At 66.4% G+C, this 19,292-nt stretch carries 17 protein-coding genes; 1 reads left to right on the top strand and 16 read right to left on the bottom strand.

What is annotated here, in order from left to right:
* Positions 1-176 precede the first annotated feature (176 nt).
* From rpsB to ACWKY3_RS05535, 3 genes are all read right to left on the bottom strand, one after another.
* Complete coding sequence (gene rpsB / locus ACWKY3_RS05525) at positions 177-1,001, bottom strand: 30S ribosomal protein S2 (RefSeq protein ID WP_449315425.1); 825 nt, start codon at positions 999-1,001, stop codon at positions 177-179.
* 285 nt (positions 1,002-1,286) lie between these two features.
* Positions 1,287-3,368, bottom strand: coding sequence for a heavy metal translocating P-type ATPase (locus tag ACWKY3_RS05530; protein ID WP_449315426.1), 2,082 nt, complete (start codon positions 3,366-3,368; stop codon positions 1,287-1,289).
* A gap of 6 nt (positions 3,369-3,374) precedes the next feature.
* Positions 3,375-3,677 (bottom strand): DUF6110 family protein, encoded by a 303-nt coding sequence (locus tag ACWKY3_RS05535; RefSeq protein WP_449315427.1) that lies wholly within the window; start codon positions 3,675-3,677, stop codon positions 3,375-3,377.
* 577 nt (positions 3,678-4,254) lie between these two features.
* On the opposite strand from ACWKY3_RS05535, the gene yihA reads away from it, so the two are divergent.
* The gene (gene yihA, locus ACWKY3_RS05540; protein ID WP_449315428.1) at positions 4,255-4,839 is read left to right on the top strand and encodes a ribosome biogenesis GTP-binding protein YihA/YsxC; all 585 of its coding nucleotides are present in this window, start codon (positions 4,255-4,257) and stop codon (positions 4,837-4,839) included.
* Positions 4,840-4,877: 38 nt separating this feature from the next.
* On the opposite strand, the gene rnhA is transcribed toward yihA, so the two are convergent.
* The 13 genes from rnhA to hisG all read right to left on the bottom strand — a co-directional run bounded on the left by rnhA (position 4,878) and on the right by hisG (position 18,618).
* Positions 4,878-5,357 carry a ribonuclease HI gene (gene rnhA, locus ACWKY3_RS05545; RefSeq protein ID WP_449315429.1) on the bottom strand — a complete coding sequence of 160 codons (480 nt, stop codon included), beginning with the start codon at positions 5,355-5,357 and terminating at the stop codon, positions 4,878-4,880.
* Positions 5,358-5,365: 8 nt separating this feature from the next.
* Positions 5,366-7,393, bottom strand: coding sequence for a methionine--tRNA ligase (locus ACWKY3_RS05550; protein ID WP_449315430.1), 2,028 nt, complete (start codon positions 7,391-7,393; stop codon positions 5,366-5,368).
* On the bottom strand, positions 7,374-8,429 hold the full coding sequence (gene sppA / locus ACWKY3_RS05555; RefSeq protein WP_449315431.1) for a signal peptide peptidase SppA: 1,056 nt from the start codon (positions 8,427-8,429) through the stop codon (positions 7,374-7,376). The genes ACWKY3_RS05550 and sppA overlap by 20 nt, the downstream gene beginning before the upstream one ends.
* Positions 8,430-8,568: 139 nt before the next feature.
* Positions 8,569-10,239 (bottom strand): transcription termination factor Rho, encoded by a 1,671-nt coding sequence (gene rho / locus ACWKY3_RS05560; protein ID WP_449315432.1) that lies wholly within the window; start codon positions 10,237-10,239, stop codon positions 8,569-8,571.
* Entirely contained in the window at positions 10,236-10,916 is a 681-nt protein-coding gene (fsa, locus tag ACWKY3_RS05565) for a fructose-6-phosphate aldolase (RefSeq protein ID WP_449315433.1), read from the bottom strand. Before fsa ends, rho begins: the two co-directional genes overlap by 4 nt.
* A gap of 301 nt (positions 10,917-11,217) precedes the next feature.
* Positions 11,218-11,544 (bottom strand): phosphoribosyl-AMP cyclohydrolase, encoded by a 327-nt coding sequence (gene hisI / locus ACWKY3_RS05570; RefSeq protein ID WP_449315434.1) that lies wholly within the window; start codon positions 11,542-11,544, stop codon positions 11,218-11,220.
* Positions 11,545-11,555: 11 nt separating this feature from the next.
* Positions 11,556-12,320: an imidazole glycerol phosphate synthase subunit HisF gene (gene hisF / locus ACWKY3_RS05575; protein WP_449315435.1), complete on the bottom strand. Its 765-nt coding sequence runs from the start codon at positions 12,318-12,320 to the stop codon at positions 11,556-11,558.
* 78 nt (positions 12,321-12,398) lie between these two features.
* The gene (hisA, locus tag ACWKY3_RS05580; protein WP_449315436.1) at positions 12,399-13,187 is read right to left on the bottom strand and encodes a 1-(5-phosphoribosyl)-5-[(5-phosphoribosylamino)methylideneamino]imidazole-4-carboxamide isomerase; all 789 of its coding nucleotides are present in this window, start codon (positions 13,185-13,187) and stop codon (positions 12,399-12,401) included.
* Positions 13,188-13,192: 5 nt separating this feature from the next.
* Positions 13,193-13,894 carry an imidazole glycerol phosphate synthase subunit HisH gene (gene hisH, locus ACWKY3_RS05585; protein ID WP_449315437.1) on the bottom strand — a complete coding sequence of 234 codons (702 nt, stop codon included), beginning with the start codon at positions 13,892-13,894 and terminating at the stop codon, positions 13,193-13,195.
* On the bottom strand, positions 13,894-14,499 hold the full coding sequence (hisB, locus tag ACWKY3_RS05590) for an imidazoleglycerol-phosphate dehydratase HisB (RefSeq protein WP_449315438.1): 606 nt from the start codon (positions 14,497-14,499) through the stop codon (positions 13,894-13,896). Before hisB ends, hisH begins: the two co-directional genes overlap by 1 nt.
* Positions 14,500-14,501: 2 nt before the next feature.
* Positions 14,502-15,572: a histidinol-phosphate transaminase gene (gene hisC / locus ACWKY3_RS05595; protein WP_449315439.1), complete on the bottom strand. Its 1,071-nt coding sequence runs from the start codon at positions 15,570-15,572 to the stop codon at positions 14,502-14,504.
* Positions 15,565-16,911 carry a histidinol dehydrogenase gene (gene hisD, locus ACWKY3_RS05600; protein ID WP_449315440.1) on the bottom strand — a complete coding sequence of 449 codons (1,347 nt, stop codon included), beginning with the start codon at positions 16,909-16,911 and terminating at the stop codon, positions 15,565-15,567. Before hisD ends, hisC begins: the two co-directional genes overlap by 8 nt.
* Positions 16,912-16,914: 3 nt before the next feature.
* Positions 16,915-18,618 carry an ATP phosphoribosyltransferase gene (gene hisG, locus ACWKY3_RS05605; RefSeq protein ID WP_449315441.1) on the bottom strand — a complete coding sequence of 568 codons (1,704 nt, stop codon included), beginning with the start codon at positions 18,616-18,618 and terminating at the stop codon, positions 16,915-16,917.
* Positions 18,619-19,292 lie beyond the last annotated feature (674 nt).

A 19,292-nucleotide genomic window follows, 5' to 3' on the forward strand; every position in this document is an offset into this window, starting at 1 on the left:
GCGCCTTCTTGCACTCCATCATGCCGGCGCCGGTCATCTCGCGAAGCTCCTTGACCATGGAAGCGGTGATGTCAGCCACGTTGTTCCCTTTCTCTTGGCACCGCGCGCCCAAAGCGCGCGGAAACGGCGAGCGTCCGCCCCCGTGCGGCGGGCGGACGCGTTCGTTCGATACGCGTTTACTCGGCGGCCTCGGCCGGAGCCTCGGCAACCGCAACCTCCTCGACAACCTCCACGACCGTCTCCTCGGCCGCGGCAGGCGCCTCCTCGGCGGGCGCGGCGGCGCCCTCCATCTCGGCTGCCGTCACCGGCACGCCCACGCCCGCGAGCACGGCGTCGGCCACGAAGTCGGCCAGCAGGCGGACCGAGCGGATGGCGTCGTCGTTGGCGGGGATGCCGTAGTCCACATCGTCCGGATCGCAGTTCGTGTCGAGCGTGCCCACCACGGGGATCTCCAGGCGGCGGGACTCGCGGATGGCGATCTCCTCGCGGTTCGTGTCGATCACGAACACGGCGTCGGGCACGCGCTTCATGTTGCGGATGCCGTTGAGGTTGGTCTGCAGCTTGGAAAGCTCCTTGCGCAGCAGGATCTGCTCTTTCTTGGGCAGAAGCGCCATGCGGCCGTCGGCCTCCATGGCCTCAAGCTCCTCCATGCGGGTCACGCGGGAGCGGATGGTGACGAAGTTCGTCAGCATGCCGCCGAGCCAGCGGGCGTTCACGTAGGGCATGCCGCAGCGGTTGGCGGCGTCGGCCACGGCCTCCTGAGCCTGCTTCTTCGTGCCCACGAACAGCACGGTGCCGCCCTTGCGGGCGATCTCGGACACAAAGGTGTAGGCGTTGTCCAAGCCCACGAGCGTCTGCTTGAGATCGATGATGTAGATGTCCCCGCGGTTGCCGAAGATGTACGGCTTCATCTTGGGGTTCCAGCGGCGGGTCTGGTGCCCGAAATGCGCGCCGGCGTCGAGCAGCGTCTGAATGCTGACCTTCGTCATGACTCTCTCCATTCGTTAGTCCTCTGCCCGCGGTCATCCCCTGCTTCCGCAGCCTTTTCCGGTTGGCCACTGGCGGAGCGGGTCGCACGAGCATGCGTAATCAGAAACCGTTGAATTGTACCACGCCTCCAAAGATTTGCAAGGGCCGTGATGCGGAGAAGTCCCGCAGGAGGCTCGCGCGAGGTCATCGCACAAGGTCAGGCGCGAGAAGGCCGCCGGAGCCGCCGGCCGCGGCGCTGCGACGCGCGAGGGACCCGCCCGACGAGCGCGCCCCTCGCCCGGCCGCCCTGCGCGGCCCTACCGCGGATACGCCGCGCTGTTTCGCAGACTGAGCGCCACGGTGGAGGCGTTGTGCAGAAGGGAGGAGGCCTGCGGCGAGACGACGCCGCCGATGCCGGCCGCCAGAAGCGCCGTGTTGATGCCCACGACCTCCTTGAAGGAGGCGTCCAAACGCTCCATCAGCCCCATGCTCATGCGTCGCAGCGCCACGATGGCGCCCAGATCGCCGCCCGCCAACGTGATGTCGGCCACCTCCTTGGCCACGGCGGTGCCCTGCCCCATGGCTATCCCGACATCGGCCAGGGAAAGCGCGGGGGCGTCGTTCACGCCGTCGCCCACCATGACCACGCGCCGCCCCTCGGCTTTGAGCCGTTCCACGAAAGCGTGCTTGTCCTCCGGGAGCAGGTTGGCCGCGAACTCCCCCACGCCGGCCGCCTTGGCGATGAGGGCGGCGGTGCGCTCGTTGTCGCCCGTGAGCATGATCACGCGCTCGAAGCCGAGCGCGCGCAGATCCCCCACGGCCTGGGCCACGCCCTCCTTCAGCGGGTCGCGGATGCCGAGGACCCCCACCAGCTCGCCGTCCACGGCCAGGTACAGAGGCGACATGCCCTCCGTCTCGGCGGCCACGCGCGCCCGCTGCTCTTCGGAAACGGGAACCCCTTCGTCGCCCACCACGAAGTGCTCCGAGCCGATGACCACGCGCTTGCCCCCAAGCGACGAGGCAATGCCGTGCGCCACGATGTAGTCAACCTCGGCGTGCCGCTCGCGGTGCCTGAGGTTCTTCCGCGCCGCCTCGCGCACCACCGCGCGCGCCACCGGATGCGGAAAGTGCTCTTCCAGACACGCCGCCAACCGCAGCACCTCGCGGCGGTTCCATCCGTCCAGCGCCAGCACGCAGCCGACCTCGGGCGTGGCCTCGGTCAGCGTGCCGGTCTTGTCGAACACGACGGTGTCGGCGACGGCCATGGCCTCGAAGTGCTTCGAGCCCTTGACGGTGAAGCCGGCCCGGGCGCTTTGGCTCATGGCCGAGAGCACCGCGATGGAGCTGGTCAGCCTCAAAGCGCACGAGTAGTCCACCATGAGCGCCGCCGAGGTCTTCTCCAGGCTGCGGGTGAGAAGCGCCACCGCCCCGGCCAGAAGGAAGCTCCACGGCACGATGCGGTCGGCGAGCCGCTCCATGCGCGACTGGGCCTGCGACTTCTGCGATTCGGACAGCTCCACCAGCGACACGATGGAGCGCAGCTTCGTCTCGGACGAAGCGGACCTCACCTCCACGACGACCTCGCCGTCCTCCACAGCGGTGCCGGCGAACACGTCGTCGCCCGCCGAGCGCTCCACGGCCAGAGGCTCGCCGGTGAGCGTGGACTGGTTCACGAGCGCGGTGCCGCGCACCACCCGCCCGTCCGCCGGCACGGGCATGCCCGTGCGCACGGCCACGAGGTCCCCCGGCGCCAGCGCCGAAGCGGGCACCTGGCGCTCCTGGCCGCCGTCAAGAAGCTGAGCCGTCTCGGGAAGGTCCAGCAGCGCGTTCACGAGCGCGCCCTCCGAGCGGGCGCGCGTGTACTCCTCCAGCGTCTCGCCCGCATCAAGCAAAAGCATGGTCTGCCCGGCCGTCTTGGGGTCCCGCTTGAGAAACGACACGCCGATGGCCGCAGCGTCCAAGACGGGGACGTCCAGGCGGCGGCTGAGCAGCGAACGCGCACCCGCCGCCAAAAACCGCCGGTAGCGCCAAAGCGTCACGAGGGCCGCCACGGGCTTGGGAAGGAGCAAGCGCCGCGCGAAGTGCGAACCCGCAAGCACCGCCAGATCCATGAGCAGCGCTTGCGAGCGCGGCGCCAGCTCCAAACCCAATCCCGATCGCTCCCGCTCGACCGCCTGGGCGTCAAGCCCGTCCAAATGGGCGAGCACGCGCTCGTAAGCCCCTTCGGCGCGCCGGTACGCCAGGGCGACGCTGCCGATGCGGGGGTAGACGGTCGCCCGGTCAACCAGCGGGCACGACGCCAGTGCCCGATGCAGCGCGTCAAGGTCGGCGGCGGGGACCGGGCCCGCCAGCTTGACGCGCAGCCGGCCCGGCACCTCGCTCACCACGACATAGTCCATGGCGGACTACTTCGCGGCCTTGGAGCCGCCGGCTTTCGGGGCCTTCTTGGGCTGCTCGGCCCCGTCCTCGGGCGCCTCCGCAGGCGCCATGGCGCAAGCGTTGAGGTAGCTCGCCTCGGCCACGATGTCGTCCACTTCGGCTTTGGCCTGCTCGACGATGCCCTCGTAGGCCGCTTTGGCGCGCAGCCCCGTGGCCACCCCCTGCACGTAGCACTTTTTGGCCGTGGGGCTGGTGAGCGCCTTCACGCCCAGCGTGCCCAGCAAAAACCCTGCGCCGACCAGCCATCCGCTCCTTTTGGGAAAGTCCATGCGAACCCCTTTCCTGCGGTTTCCCGCCCTCGTGCAGCCTCGCTTTGAAGTTGCATACTACTAACTTTTAAAGGATAATTGCTTTCCCGAAAGAAGTCAACGAAGGGAAACTTCTCCGCACCCAGCGGCCCGCGCGCCGAGCGGGCCGCGCCGAAGCCGAAAGGAGGGAGACGCCATGAAGCAGCACCGGTTCTGGGCATGGGCAGCGCTCGCCTGCATGGCCCTGGCCATGTACACGGGCCGCAAGCGCCGTTGAGCGAAGGCGCGCCGCAAGCGGACGCCTGGCGCGCGCCGTTCTTCACGCCCGCCAGGGGGCCACGAGCGGACGCGCGCGAACCGCCGCCTCCGAACCGCACCGTACGCCCCCGATGCGCGGTTTCGCGGGCGGCGACCAACCCGGCACGAGGCCCTTTCGCGCACTTGCCCGGAAACGGGAAGCCCGCCGCTTCGCCGCTCCAAAGCGTGGAAAGCCGCGGGTTTTCCCGCACGGCGCGCGCCAAACGCGCTTCCGTGCGCTACCATGGGCGGACGCGCGCCCCGCCCCGCCCGGGCGCGGGCAGGACCCCAAGGAGCCCTCATGAACATCAACAACGTCGCCTTCGAGCGCTCGTTCGGCATCTCTTCCCAGCTGCCACCCTCCACCATGCCGGAAGTGGCCTTCGCCGGCCGCTCGAACGTGGGAAAATCATCCTTGCTCAACAAGCTGTTCAATCGCAAAAGCCTGGCCAAGGTGTCGCAGACGCCGGGAAAGACCTCCACCATCAACTTCTTCACGTGCGAAGGGGTGCGCTTCGTGGACCTGCCGGGATACGGCTACGCCAAGGTGTCGAAAGCCGAGAAGGGCCGCTGGTCGGAGCTCATCGAGGGCTATTTCAACCAGGAGCGCGACATGGCGCTGGTGATCAGCCTGATCGACATCAGGCATCCTGCATCCGATTTGGACGTGAGCATGGTGTCCTTCCTGCAGGAGACGGGGCTTCCCTTCGCCGTGGCGCTGACGAAGGCCGACAAGATCAGCAACCAGCAGCGCCAAAGGCAGAAAGCGGCCGTCAAGCGCCAGCTTGGCCTGGACGCCGACGTGCCGATCATCGCCTGCTCGTCGGCGAAGGGGGTCGGCATCGACGAGCTGCGCAAGCTCATCGCTAAAGCGGTTGAGCGGTGAGGGCACGCAAGGCGGCCGAGTCGCCCAAGCCCTAAGCCCTAGCCCGGAAAGCCCTCGTCAATTGCACGGCCCGGTCCGTCGGCGGCCGCCGTGGCAAGCCGGTCGCACCGCTCGTTCTCGGGATGGCCGGCATGCCCCTTCACCCACACGAACGACACGCGATGGGGGCTTTTGGCCGCAAGCAGGCGCTTCCACAGATCCTCGTTCTTGACGGGCTCCTTCTTCGCGTTCTTCCAGCCGCGCTTGAGCCACCCGTCCACCCAGTGCTGGTTGAACGCGTTGGCAACGTATTGGGAGTCGGTGTAGAGCGTCACCTCGCAGGGGCTTTTCAGCACCTCGAGCGCCGCGATGGCCCCCAGAAGCTCCATGCGGTTGTTCGTCGTGCGCTCGAAGCCCCGCGAAAGCTCCTTCTCGTGCACGCGCCCGTTGCGGTCCACGAAGCGCAGGACGGCCCCGTAGCCGCCCGGGCCCGGATTGCCCCGGGCCGCCCCGTCGGTGTAGATGTCCACGCGAAGCACCGCTGCCCCTATCGGCGCTGGCTCGGGTGCTTCTGGAAGAAGTCGAAGCGCGGAGGGAGCTGGCGGATGCGATGGCGCCCCTCGGTGATCTCGCCGGCGCTGCACAGCTCGTCCACGTTGTCGAAGTCGTAGTTCCAGCTGAAGAAGTCGTCGAACTCGAAGCTCAGGTAGTCGCAGATCTTCTCGGTGGCCGCGGGCACAACCGGGTGCATGAGCAGCGTGGCCACGCGCAGCAGGTAAAACGAGTCGACAAGCACCTGGCGGCGGGCCGCCTCGTCCCCCTCGTTCTCAGCCGCGCGTATGCCGTCGGACCAGTGCTTGTTCGCCCACCGGATGAACTCGTCCATGATGGACATGACGGTGTGCAGCTCGGCGCGGTGCATGACCGACTCGTAGGCGCGCATCGTCTCGTGCGCCTTGTCCAGCGCCTCGGGCGACACCTTCCCCAAGGGCAAGTGGCCCTCGAAGCTTTTCTGGGCCTCGTAGAAGCAGCTGCGGGCCAGGCGGTTGAACACGTTGGTGAGCAGCGCGCCTTCCTTGAGCACCGGATCGGCCACGCGCGGATCGTCCAGCTCCTCGGGGGAGGCCAGGTAGGGCTTGGGCTTGAAGCCCACCGACTTCTGGTCCAGCCCAAGCGCCAAAAAGTGGGCGCGCAGCTGCTCGACGGTGTAGTGCTCCAGCAGCTCGTCGGCCGCAGGCGGCTTCACCGCGCCGGACGAGGAGGCCTTCTTGTCCCCGAACAGGATGTGGTGGTTGGCGATGAGCCTGGTCTGGCGGATGGGCCGGTCCGTGGGGCCGGGCGTCATGATGTCGCCGGGGCGCAGCGCCTCGATGAGCGCGGGCTGCGCCACGCCGTAGAAGTACAGGTTGTCCTGCCCGATGAACTGGTACACCTCGGCGTCCTCCGAGCACCACCAGTCGCGCCAGCTGCCGCGCGGCAGGCCCATCTGGTCGTTGACGGCCATGGTGAACGACATAGGCGCCCACAGGCTCTCGGGCCAGCACCACACGGTGAGCCCCTCCAGCCCGTCGATGACCGGAGCGGCCACGCCCCACTCGATGTTGCCCGTGATGCGGAAGGGCACGAGCGCCTTGCCCGTGCGGAAGCGGATGCCGGCGCGGGAAAGCGCCTCGCGCGCGGCGTCGCGGGCGTCGATGTCAAAGAACTCTATCTCGAAGCTCTGCTTGCCCTTCTCGGGCTCGCGCAGCTCATGCGGCGGCAGGTCGGCCGCAATGCCCTCGTAGGCGTCGCGCAGCTCGTTTTTGACGTAGATGACAGGCGGCGCCAAAAACTCCCTGAGCGTCTTGGGCACGATGGCGCGCACCTCCTGGTCGGCCTCGAGATCGTCGACGAACCCGCGCAAGAATCCCGCGAAGGAGGGCAGGTCGAAGTACCAGTTCTCCACGGGACGCATCTCGGGCACGGAGCCGGTGAGGGAGGACTTGGGCGCTATGAGGTCCTCGGGCGCGTAGCTGTGCCCCAGGTCGCACTCGTCGGCGTAGCCGTGCTCGGACTTGCATCCCTGGACCGGGCAGCGCCCCGTCACCTGCCGGCCGTTGAGGAACGTGCCCGCCTCCGCATCGTAGAACTGCAACGTGCTGCGGCGCTGCAGATGCCCGTTCTCATGCAGCTTCTCTATGAACTTCTCGCTGATCAGCTGGTGCACGCTTCCCGCGTAGCCCAGGCCCGATCCCTCGTATATGTCCAGGCTGATGCCGTAGGCCTCAAGCGTCGCCTTCTGCGCGTCGTGGTTCGCGCGCACGTACTCCTCTATGGTGCCGTCGAACTCGCCGGCCTCCACCAGCTTGCGGTAGCCCTCGTTGATGGGCGAGCCGAAGCAGTCCGTGCCGCTGATGAAACGCACGTTGTCCGCGCCTATGCGGTCGCGCAGAAAGCGAGCGAACGCGTCGGCCGGCACGAACACGCCGGCGATGTGACCGAAATGCAGGGGCTTGTTCCCGTAGGGCATGCCCGCCGTGACGACGGCCCGCTTGGGCCAGGAGGGGCGTCCGCCCTTAGCGGATGACGTTGCCATCGCCGTCCAACTCCTTCAAGGCGTCGGCGATCCTCTCGACCGACGCGTTTTCGCTGTCCAGCATCATGAGGTCGAGCAGCCCGGAAAGGCTGTTCGAGGAGCTTTCCAAAGAAACCGTGGAGTAACGGGAGATCCCGGCAAGCTCGGCGGCCTTCTCCACCGCGTCCTCCTTGGTGCCCAGCTCGTCGGCCAGGCCGTTCTCGACCGCCTCCATGCCGGTGAACGTGAGGCCGGTGGCCAGCGCGCGCACCTCGTCCTCGGTCATGCCGCGACCCTCGGCGACGGTCTGGATGAACGTCTCGTTGATCTGGTCGACCATGTTCTGGTAGTAGGCACGCTCCTCCTCGGTGAGCGGGCGCATGCCGTAGCTGGAGTCCTTGCTGTCGGAGCTTGTGACGTTGTCCACGCTGATGCCCAGCTTCTCCAGCAACCCCGAAAGGTCGGTGATCTGCATGGCCGTGCCGATGGCCCCGATAGCCGTGGTCTTGGCCGTGAAGATGTAGTCGGCCTGGGACGATATCTCGTAGGCGGCGGACGCGTTCATGGACGCGCTGGACACCACCACCGGCTTTCCCGTCTCCTCGGAGAACTCGCGCACGTAAGCGGACATCTCCTCGCCCGCCGTCGCCGTGCCGCCGCCCGAATCGACGCGCAGCACCACGGCCTTGATGTGGGGGTTGTCGGCGGCGCGGTCCAGCTGCTCTTTCAGGCCCTCGGGAGAGCAGACGGTGCCGTCGTACTGAATGGCGCCGTCGATGTCGATGACCCCCACGGCGTCGGAGGAAAGGAGGTCCGCATCGGAGACCGCGGAGGCGCCGAAGGACCCCATGGACGAGGACATGACGGACGTGCATGACCACATGCCCATGGCCATCAGGGCAAACACCAACACCACGGCCACCAACGCCACAATCCACCCCCGGCTCTTCTTGGGCGGCGCGGGCTGGTAGGCGTAGGGTGCGCCAACCGGGGGCGCGGGCTGGGCGGGCGGCTGCTGCCACACCTGCTGCTGCCAATTGCTGTTGTCTTGGGACATCGGCCCTCCTTGGACGGGGTCGGTACTCAACGGCTCTCATGCGCTGCGGGGCCGCGCTCGAAAGCGCGGCTCCGCACGGTTCGCTCCATTATAGAACGACTCGCCTCCGCTTCGGTGACGGCGGCGTGACAAATGCCTTTTAGAACTCCACGATGCCGTCGTTTTTGGTGTGCTGGGCCTTTTTGGCGGTGCGCACCAAGAACTCCTGGTTCGTCTCGGTTTGCTTGAGCGACTTGATGAGCATGTCCATGGCTCGCTCGGTGGAGTTGGTGTTGGCCAGGATGCGGCGCACGGCCCAGATGAGGGGCGCCTCCTGCGGATCGAGCAGCAAGTCCTCCTTGCGCGTGCCGGAGGCCACCGGGTCGATGGCCGGGAAGATGCGCCGGTCGGCCAGGTTGCGGTCAAGCTTAAGCTCCATGTTGCCGGTGCCCTTGAACTCCTCGAAGATGACTTCGTCCATCTTCGATCCCGTCTCCACCAGCGCCGACGCCAAGATGGTGAGGCTGCCGCCGCCCTCGATGTTGCGCGCGGCGCCCAAAAACTTCTTCGGCGGGTAGAGCGCCGTGGAGTCCACGCCGCCCGACAGGATGCGGCCCGACGCCGGCTGCGCCAGGTTGTAGGCGCGCGCAAGGCGCGTGAGGCTGTCCAGCAAGACGACCACGTCCTTGCCGCATTCCACAAGGCGCTTCGCGCGCTCGATGACAAGCTCCGACACGGCGATGTGGTTTTCGGTGGGCATGTCGAACGTGGAGGAGATCACCTCGCCTTTGATGGAGCGCTGCATGTCCGTGACCTCTTCGGGGCGCTCGTCCACAAGCAGGCACATGAGGTGCACCTCGGGATTGTTGGCGCTGATGGAGGCCGCGATATCCTTCAAGATGGTGGTCTTGCCGGCCTTCGGGGGACTCACGATCAGGCCGCGCTGACCCTTGCCGATGGGGCTCACCAAATCGATGACGCGCGCGGTGACGGTGTTCTTGCCGTGCTCCATGGTGAGGCACTCGTCCGGGTACACCGGCGTGAGGTCGCCGAAGCGCACGCGGTTGCCCAGCTCCTCTGCGGGCACGCCGTTGACGGACGTCACCTTCTGGATGGCCGCGTACTTCTCGTTCTCGCGCGCCGGGCGCGTCTGGCCGGCCACAAGATCGCCCTTGCGCAGGCCGTTGCGGCGGATGGTGGACAAGCCCACGTAGCAGTCCGATTCGCTGGGCAGGTAGCCCTGCGTGCGAAGGAAGCCGTAGCCGTCGGCGAGGATGTCCAAGATGCCCGACACCTCGATGAAGCCCTCGGCCTTCACGCAGGCGGCGAACACGGCCTCCACAAGCTCGGCCTTCTTCAGGCCCGTCACGTCCAGCTCCAGCTCGGCGGCCTTCGCGCGCAGCTCGGCCACCTTGAGCTTTGCCAGCTCCTCGCGCGACACGCTGGGCTGCACCTCGCGCGGACCCTGGTTGCCGTGCTGGCGGCGCTGGCGGCGCGGACCCTGGTTGCCGTTGCCGCCGTTTTGCTTCTGGCGGTTGCCGTTTTGCTTCTGGCGGCCGCCCTGGCCCGGCCCGCCTTTGCCGCCCTGGGCCTGACGCTTGCCCTGCCCGGCGCTTTGGGAGGTGTCCTTGCCCGGCGCCTTCACGGACTTGCGGGGAGTGCGCGCCTGCCTCTCGGGACGCTCCGCCGCGCCCTCCGCCTTCTCGGAGCGGTCGGCGGAGGCAGCCTTGGCCTTGGACGACTTCGCCCCCGTGCCGACGGAACGGCGCCGGCGCGGAGCGGGTGCTGCGGCCTCGGGCGCCGCCTCGGTCGATGCAACGTTTTCGCTCATGCGTTCTGCACTTTCTCCCAGTCCTTCATGAAGGCGTCCAAGCCGCGGTCGGTCAGCGGGTGCTGGACCATCTTCTTGAGCACGGCGAACGGCACCGTGGCGATGTCGGCTCCCATGAGGGCGGCCTGCGTCACGTGGTTCGCGCTGCGGATGGACGCGGCGATGATCTCCACCTGCTCGTGGTTCACGGTGCTTTCGGAGAAGTCGTAGCCGCCGATGGCCGACACCACGTTGGACAGCTGCTCGAGGCCGTCTTCGGAGATGTCGTCGAAGCGGCCCACGAACGGGCTGATGTAGCGGGCGCCGGCGCGCGCGGCCAAGATGGCCTGCGGCACGCTGAAGCACAGCGTCATGTTGACGGGGATACCCTCGTCGGCGAGCGTGCGCGTGGCGGCCAGGCCCTCCACCATCGTCGGCACCTTCACCACCACGTTCGGGGCGATCTCGGCCAGCTCGCGGCCGTCGCGCACTATCTCCTCGCGCGTCATGGCCACGCTCTCGGCGGAAACCGGCCCGTCCACGATGTCGCAGATGCGCTTGATGTGGTTGTGGAAATCGGACAGCTTGCCGCCCGTGCGCGCGTACAGCGTGGGGTTCGTGGTCACGCCCGCAAGGGCGCCCCAGCTTGCCGCCTCCTCGATCTCGTCCAGGTCGGCGGTGTCAAGAAAAAACTTCACCCAATCCTCCTTATGCGTAGGCTTTCCAGTGGGAAGCGCGCGGAAGCGCGCAAGGGTCACAGGTTGAAATGCAATGCGATGGGGTTTCTTTCTTGGAAGACAAAAAGGAACTTATCGGCCATGGTAGCGCATGATCGCGCGCGATTCAAGCCGAAAGCCCTGCCCAATCGTGTAGTTGCGATGGAGGATGGCGCAGGAGGCGCAAGGCGGGGAGCGCTGCGGGAAGCGCGGGCGGAGGGCGGCGCGCGGGATGCACGCGCACGCGCGAGCCGAGCGCGCAAGGCGGGGCCGCAAAGCCCCCTTACGCCTCCGGCGCAAGCGCGCGGTAGAAGCAGGAGCGCGCGCCGGTGTGGCAGGCGGGGCCGGCGGGATGCACAAGGGCCAGCAGCGCATCGGCATCGCAGTCGTAGCGCAGCTCCACGATCTTCTGGACGTTTCCCGAGGTGGCGCCCTTGTGCCAGAGCTCTTGCCGGCTGCGGCTCCAAAACACCGTCTCGCCGCGTTCAAGCGTGAGCGCAAGCGACCTTTCGCTCATCCACGCCATCATGAGCACTTCGAGCGTGTCCGCATCCTGCACGATGCACGGGATGAGGCCCTGGTCGTTGTAAGCGAGCTTGGAAAGATCCACGACGAGTCCTCCTACAGCCTGACGGGAATGCCCTGGGCGCGCATGTGCTCCTTCACCTGGCGCACCGAAAGCTCGCCGAAGTGGAACACGCTCGCGGCCAGCACGGCGTCGGCCTCGCCCTCCAGGATGCCCTGCGCGAAGTGCTCGAGCTTGCCCACGCCGCCGCTTGCGATGACGGGGATGTCCACGGCGCGCGCCACCGCGCGGGTGAGCGCGCAGTCGAAGCCCTCGCGGCTGCCGTCGCGGTCCATGCTGGTGAGCAGTATCTCCCCCGCCCCGCGCCGAGCGGCCTCCCGCGCCCAGGCCACGGCATCGATGCCCGTGGCCACCCGGCCGCCGTGCACGTAGACCTCCCATTTGTCGCCCGCGCCCGCAACGTGCTTCGCGTCGATGGCGCACAGGATGGCCTGGCTGCCGAACGCGGCGGCCGCGCTCGTGATGAGCTCCGGATTGGCCACGGCGGCCGAGTTCACCGACACCTTGTCGGCGCCGGCGGCGATCATCGTGCGGATGTCGGCCACGCTGCGAAAACCCCCGCCCACGCAGTACGGCAGGTGCAGCTGCTCGCTCGCGCGGCTGGCCAGCTCCACCGTGGTGGCGCGGTCGTCGCTTGTGGCCGTGATGTCGAGGAATATCACCTCGTCGGCGCGCTCCTCGTCGTAGCGCTGCGCAAGCTCGATGGGATCGCCCGCGTCGCGCAGGCTCACGAAGTTGACGCCCTTGACCACACGCCCGTCCTTGACGTCCATGCAGGGGATCACGCGTTTGGCTAGCATTGCACCGCCCTTCTCTCGTTTCGATATCGAACAGGTCCGGCCAGGTCGGCGAGAAGCGTCGGCCCGCTTCGTCGGCCGTCAGACCGACGAAACCCCCATCCCGCAGGGGTTCGCGGCCACAGCGGCCGCGTCGGCGGCACGGGTGGCCTCCTCGCAGGCGCGCACGCCCTCGGCCACCGAAAGCGCGCCTTCGTACACGGCACGCCCTGCGATGACGCCCTCTATGCTGCCGGCAACCTCGCCAAGCCGCTCGATATCGCGCACGCCGGCCACACCGCCCGAGGCGATCACCGGGCGCCCGAACGCTTCCGCCATACGCACGTACGCCTGCGGATCTATGCCCGTCTGCATGCCGTCGCGCGCGATGTCGGTGTACACGAGGTGCCGAAACCCCAGCTGCGCCACATGGCGCGCCAGCTCCTCGGCTGCCACGCCCGCGCCCTCGCGCCAACCCGCCACGGCCACCTCCCCGCCCTTCGCGTCGATGCCGGCCGTGAGCAGCGCGCCATATTCTGCCACGGCGGCCTCGGCAAACGCAGGATCGGTTACAAGCGAGGTGCCCAGCACCACACGCGAAACACCCGCATCGGCCAAGCGCGCTACGGTGTCAAGCGAACGGATGCCACCACCCACTTCCACTTTGAGCAGGGTCTTTCGCAAAATGCGCTCGATGATGGCGATATTTTCCGGCATGCCCGAGCGCGCTCCGTCAAGGTCCACCACGTGCAGCCACAAGGCTCCCTCTTCCTCGAACGCCTGCGCTTGGGCAGCGGGATCATCGTGATAGACCGTCACGCGATCGTAGTCGCCCTTGGCAAGCCGGACGGCCTTGCCCCCTAAAATATCAATGGCTGGAAGCAGATGCACGGCACTCACGCCCCTTTCACAATGGATACGAAGTTACGCAGCAGCTGCGCGCCGGCATCTGAGCTTTTCTCCGGATGAAACTGCACGCCGAATGCAACATCCCCGTACTGCACGGCGCTCGGAAAGGCCACGCTGTGCGTTGTTTCCCCAATGACGAACGGCCCCGATGGCGCGATATAACCATGCGTGAAGTAGAAATACTCACCAGGGGCAATACCCGCGAACAGCAAAGAAGGGAAGTTCGCAGCGTCGAGTGGTTCCGTCGGCTGACAAGCCGGCGGAACCACCGTGTTCCAACCAACGTGGGGAATTTTGTAAGTAAGACCTTTTGCATCAACGCGAGGCATTTTGGTCACCACGCCCGGTAGCACGGCCAAACCGCGGGCGTTGCGAGAGGACGCTTCGTCATCCTCGTCAGGCGCGCCTTCTACGCCTTCTTCAAACAGCAGATGCATCCCCAGGCAAATACCAAGGAACGGCACGCCATCCGCGATGCGGCGGCGGATGACGTCGGTTTGCCCGAGCGCCGCCATGGTGGCAGCCGCATCGGCAAACGCACCCACGCCTGGCAACACCACAGCATCAGCCTGCGCGATAGCAGCAGGGTTGTCGGTAACACACACCTTGCCCCCCGCCGCCGCAAGACCGCGCTCGACGCTTTTGAGGTTTCCTTTGTGGTAATCGACAACAGCAATGCGCGGGGCCATCAGAGCGCGCCCTTCGTGCTGGGCAGCGCGTTACCCATGCGCGGATCGGGCTCCACCGCCTCGCGCACAGCGCGCGCGACAGCCTTAAACACGGCCTCCACCATGTGGTGCGCGTTTTCGCCCGCCAAGCTGCGCACATGCAACGTCACACCCGCAGCAGTCGCAAACGCGATAAAAAACTCTTTAGCCAAAGACGCGTCGAACGCCCCTATCATCACGGGCGGCACATCCACATCCCAGTGCAACTGCCCACGTCCCGACACATCAACAGCCACCAGCACCAGCGCCTCGTCCATAGGAAGCGCAACAGAGCCAAACCGGCGAATACCGCGCTTATCGCCAAGCGCCTGGCTAAAAGCCTGCCCCAGCACAATGCCGGTGTCTTCCACCGTGTGATGCCCATCAACCTCCAGGTCGCCTTTGGCGCACACCTCCAGGTTGATGAGGCTATGCCGCCCCAACGCCGTCAGCATGTGGTCAAAGAAACCGATGCCCGTCTCCACCTCTGTGAGGCCGGTGCCGTCCAAGTCCACCGACACCTTCACCTCGGTCTCGCGCGTTAGTCGCTCAACCTCCGCGACGCGCGAACGAGTTTCCTGAACCATCGTCACTCCCTCTCTTCCACAACCTCGCGCAACGCGCGCAGGAAGCGATTGTTCTCATCCGGCGAACCAATGCTCACGCGCAGGCAATTCTCTAGGCGTGGCGCGCGAGAGAAGTCGCGCACGAGCACACCGCGCGCATAGAGGTCCTCCCATACGCCAGACGCACCCTCCATGCGAACCAACACAAAGTTCGCATCCGACGGAAACACTTCCACACCTGGAATGTGCGCAAGCTCGCGCATCACGCGCTCGCGTTCCGCGACGGTAAGCGCAATGCCGTCGGCGAACGAGGCGCGGTTTTGGCACACCACACGGGCAATAGCCTGCGACACCGCATTCACCGAATATGGCTGACGCACCTTCACCAACTCCTGGATCACCTCAGGATCCCCCAAGACATAGCCCATGCGCGCACCCGCAAGCCGGTACGCTTTCGAAAACGTACGCAGCACCAGCAGATTGCGGTGCTCGGCAAGCAGCGGCACCACGCTGCGTCCTGAAAACTCACCATACGCCTCGTCCACAAGAACAAGGGCATCGGTCGCATCCAGAAGCTCGCGCACAAACTCTTCGGGCACGCACTGCCCGGTAGGGTTGTTGGGGCTGGTCAGAATGATGCAATCCACATCTCCCTGCGAAACGCGCGCAAGAACCGCCTGCTCGTCTAGGGAAAAATCCTCCCTGCGCGGCACGTTCACCACCGTCGTGCCCGTAAGACGCGCGTTGGCCTCATAGACCGAAAACGTAGGCGGCAGGTTCAAAAACGTGCGACCCGGCCCGCCCCAGGCAAGAGCCACGTTGAACAGCAACTCATCGCCGCCATTGCCCACCAGCACCTGATCGCGCGCAAGCCCGAACTCCTGCGCCAGCGAATCGCGCACTTCATTGGCCAGCGGGTCGGGATAGCGGTTGAGCGGCACGGCTTCCACCGCACGCATGATCTCGCAGCGAAGGGCCTCATCCACTTCCCACGGGCTTTCATTTGCCGAAAGCAGGGCGTCAGCCGGCAGGTACTTCGGGTCGTAGGGCTCCATGCCCGCCAGCTGGGGCGCGGCGGGGCGCACGCTACGCATCGGCCCCACCGCCCGACGCCGCGTCGCCGGCCTCCATGCCGAACACGCTGCCGGTCTCAAGCAGGTTCTTGCGCATCTCCACGCTCTTGGCGTGCGCCCACAGCCCCTCGTGCGTTGCGAGGTCGATAACCGCCCGGGCGTCGCGGGCGAGCGCGGCGGAGGAGTACTGGATGACGCTCGACTTCTTCACGAACTCGTCCACCGAAAGCGGCGAGGCGTAGCGCGCCGTGCCGCCCGTGGGCAGCGTGTGGTTCGGGCCGGCCACGTAGTCGCCCACCGCCTCGGGCGTCCACGCGCCCAGGAAGATGGCGCCCGCGTTGCGGACGGCGCCCAGAAGGTCGAGGGCGTGGTCCACATGCAGCTCCAGGTGCTCTGGAGCAATGACGTTCACCGCTTCCATCGCCTGCTCCATGGTGTTGCACACCACAATGAGTCCCTGATCGGCCAGGGAGGCGGCCGTAATCTCGGCACGGGTGGACGAGGCGAGGTGCCGCTTTACCATGCGCTCCACCGCATCGGCGTAGTCTTCGTCGAAGGTGACCAGGTAGCACGCGGCCAGCGGGTCGTGCTCGGCCTGCGCCATAAGATCGATGGCCACCAGCGCCGGGTCCGCGGCCGCGTCGGCCACCACGCACACCTCGGAGGGGCCGGCGATCATGTCTATGCCCACGTCCCCCGACACAATCTTTTTTGCCGCCGCCACATAAGCGTTGCCGGGGCCGGTGATTTTGGCCACGGGGGCGATGGATTCCGTGCCGTACGCAAGCGCGGCCACCGCCTGAGCGCCCCCCACCGTGTAGATTTCGGTCACACCCGAAATGCGACATGCTTCCAGAATAGCTGCATCCACCCCGCCGTCGGGCGCGGGCGGCGTCACGCACACGATGCGCTCCACGCCCGCCACGGCGGCGGGCAGCGCGTTCATGAGGACGGTGGAGGGGTAGAGCGCGCGCCCGCCCGGCACGTAGATGCCCACGGATTCCAGCGGCTCCACTTTAGAGCCCACAAGCGCGCCGTCCTCGCGCACGGAAAACCAGCTCTGCTGACGCTGGCGCTCGTGAAAGTCGCGGATCTGGTCGGCAGCCTGGCGCAGCGCGCGCACCGTGGCCTCGCTCACCAGCGATCCCGCCTCGGCAAGAGCAGCCAGCGGCACGCGGAAATTCTCCACCTTCACACCGTCGAAGCGCTCGGTGTACTCGCGCAGCGCGGCGTCGCCCCGCGCGCGCACGTCCTCGATGATGTCGGTTGCCGCGGCCAGCGCCTGCGCGTTGAACGCGCCCGTGCGCTTGAGGTGGGCGTTTGAGAAGGTCTCGCCCGGTTGGAGGATGACACGACGCATGGCTTACTCCTGTTCTGCTTCGATGCCGCTTGCGGGGGCCTGCGCGGCCCCGGCGAGCGCCTGGGTCAATTGTACGATACGCCCGTCCGTGCGAAACGCGCAAGCGTTCGCGAAGAAGCGGGCGGTGGATGACAGCACCTCTTCGACCACCACGAGGTCGTTCTCGCGCAACGTGGTGCCGGTGGCCGTGATGTCCACGATGCGCTCGGCCATGCCCGTGAGCGGCGCCAGCTCGATGTTGCCGTGGAGCTTCACCACCTCCACCTGCGTGCCGGTCCCCGCGTAGTGGGCCTGCGTGATGCGCGGGTACTTCGTGGCCACGCGGATGGAGCCGCGCTCGCGCAAACGCGCGGACACCGCTTCAGCAGCACCGGCAGGTTCGGCCACCACAAAGCGGCATGCGCCAAACCCTAAGTCCACCAGCTCCACCACGCCTGCATCGGCCTCCAAAAGCGAATCCTTGCCGCAGATGCCGCAGTCGGCCGCGCCCAGCGCCACGAACACGGGCGCGTCGGTGGGCCGCACGATGACGTAGTCCACGCCGGGGTTGCTGATAATAAGCTGGCGACCAGGATTTTCCAGACCGGTCACATCCAAGCCCGCAGTGGCGAGCGCCGCTATGGCGTCAGCGTTCAGCGAGCCTTTGGGGACCGCAATGCGCAACGGCCGATCGACAGCGTCGGCGGGCCGGGCTGCGGCGGCCATGGCCTGTTCCAGGAAAAACGCAAACCCGGCAGCAGGGCGCGCTTCGCCGTAAGCGGCCGCCATATTATCGTAGCGCCCGCCACTGCCCAGGGGCGCGCCCACCCCAGGAGCATAGGCCTCAAACACGATGCCCGTATAATAGTCAAACGAACTCATAATGGAAAAATCCACCAACACGCAGTCGGCCAGACCGGCTTTGGTGAGCAGATCGAACGTGTGCGCCAGGTCGTCAAGGCCGTCCTCGCAGCCAAGCGGAGCCACAAGCGCGCGCACCTCCTCAATTGCTTCCCGCCCACCGCGAATACGCGGCAAGGCGCGAATAGCCGCAGCGAATACCGGAGGCACCGATGCGCGGACAGCGTCTGCGCCAGGAAGAAGGTCATCCAGTTCTGGTTCTGCGCCATGAGGGCCGGTCAAGCGATCAAGTTCAACGAAGTTAGAGGCGTGATACGCTCCGAGCACCCGGTTTTTCCACCACGTCGGCGCCCCGCTGGCTTCCAACAGTGCGCGCAGCACTCCCACCGTGGCAAGCGCCAAGGTACAGTCGCGCACCCCTGCAAGCGAGAGCGTTTCGGCCAGAAGTCCCACCACCTCAGCATCGGCCTCGGGGCCTGATTCCCCTATGCACTCAATACCGATCTGCGTTAACTCGCGCGCTGCCGCCTGCAGTTTTGCCTCAGCCTCGCGAAACACCCGCTGCGTGTAGCGTAGACGCAGCGACTCGATCTGCCCCGCAAAACGCGTGGCGGCCATGCGCGCCACCTGCAGCGTCACGTCAGGGCGCATAGCCAGAAGATCTCCCTGAGAATCGAAGAACTTAAACGGGGAAACTGGCAGGTGGCCTCCCGCCCGCATAACATCCATCGCCTCAAGCGTGGGCGTTTCAATGGGAGCGTACCCACGCGCATCGAGGCAGTCTTGCACCGCGCGCATAATAGCCTCGCGCTGACGCGCTTCGTCGCACAGCACATCCCGAAAGCCCGCCGGCGTCGCAACCTTCATAGCATCCTTCCTTCTTTTTCGAAGTCTATCTTGCCCGCCGCCTATTCGCAGCAGACGAAGCGACCCGCGCCGCTCGCCATCCGAGCGATCCGTGCCGTTCGTTGTCCGAGCAACCGTGCCGTTCGCTGCCCGAACGACCTGCGCCGCTTGCTGCTCGGTACTTTACCACAGTAGAGTACTAAAGCAAGGGGATTTTCATGATTTGCATCATTCTACGACAACGAAAGCGAGCGAGCGCGTCGCGGAATGCCCCGAGCAGCCATGGCGCGAGAGCGGTCAATCCACTAACGTCGAAGCTGACCGATTTCACACCAGGAAGAAAAGACAGAGAACCCTCCGGTGGCGAGAAATCACCGAAATCGGAAAGCGCGGCAACGCGAATGGACCCCTGTATCGTGCAGAGCGTCCACCGATCAGGCGTTTTTCCTTTTCTACGGAAAAGCGGGAGCGCACTATTTTCCGATTTCGGTGATTTCTCGCCACCGGAGGGCCTTCTCGCCGCCAAACCACCGTCGGCAAAAGCCCGCGCTCGCCGGATCTCGAACCGAGTCCCAGTCGAGTGATGCGGAAAGCACCGCAAAAAAGCACGTCGCCCCGACACGCCCTCGTTTGCCGAGGGGCATGCCGAGGCGACGACTGATGCAAGTCGATCGCCGGCCCGCAGGACGATCGCG

This window comes from Rubneribacter sp. (assembly GCF_965361815.1).

What these genes read in the sequence shown, in the direction of transcription:
- rpsB (WP_449315425.1), bottom strand. Translation starts at nt 1,001, where the DNA reads ATGGAGAGAGTCATGACGAAGGTCAGCATTCAGACGCTGCTCGACGCC.
- ACWKY3_RS05530 (WP_449315426.1), bottom strand. Translation starts at nt 3,368, where the DNA reads ATGGACTATGTCGTGGTGAGCGAGGTGCCGGGCCGGCTGCGCGTCAAG.
- ACWKY3_RS05535 (WP_449315427.1), bottom strand. Translation starts at nt 3,677, where the DNA reads ATGGACTTTCCCAAAAGGAGCGGATGGCTGGTCGGCGCAGGGTTTTTG.
- yihA (WP_449315428.1), top strand. Translation starts at nt 4,255, where the DNA reads ATGAACATCAACAACGTCGCCTTCGAGCGCTCGTTCGGCATCTCTTCC.
- ACWKY3_RS05550 (WP_449315430.1), bottom strand. Translation starts at nt 7,393, where the DNA reads ATGGCAACGTCATCCGCTAAGGGCGGACGCCCCTCCTGGCCCAAGCGG.
- sppA (WP_449315431.1), bottom strand. Translation starts at nt 8,429, where the DNA reads ATGTCCCAAGACAACAGCAATTGGCAGCAGCAGGTGTGGCAGCAGCCG.
- rho (WP_449315432.1), bottom strand. Translation starts at nt 10,239, where the DNA reads ATGAGCGAAAACGTTGCATCGACCGAGGCGGCGCCCGAGGCCGCAGCA.
- hisF (WP_449315435.1), bottom strand. Translation starts at nt 12,320, where the DNA reads ATGCTAGCCAAACGCGTGATCCCCTGCATGGACGTCAAGGACGGGCGT.
- hisH (WP_449315437.1), bottom strand. Translation starts at nt 13,894, where the DNA reads ATGGCCCCGCGCATTGCTGTTGTCGATTACCACAAAGGAAACCTCAAA.
- hisB (WP_449315438.1), bottom strand. Translation starts at nt 14,499, where the DNA reads ATGGTTCAGGAAACTCGTTCGCGCGTCGCGGAGGTTGAGCGACTAACG.
- hisC (WP_449315439.1), bottom strand. Translation starts at nt 15,572, where the DNA reads ATGCGTAGCGTGCGCCCCGCCGCGCCCCAGCTGGCGGGCATGGAGCCC.
- hisD (WP_449315440.1), bottom strand. Translation starts at nt 16,911, where the DNA reads ATGCGTCGTGTCATCCTCCAACCGGGCGAGACCTTCTCAAACGCCCAC.
- hisG (WP_449315441.1), bottom strand. Translation starts at nt 18,618, where the DNA reads ATGAAGGTTGCGACGCCGGCGGGCTTTCGGGATGTGCTGTGCGACGAA.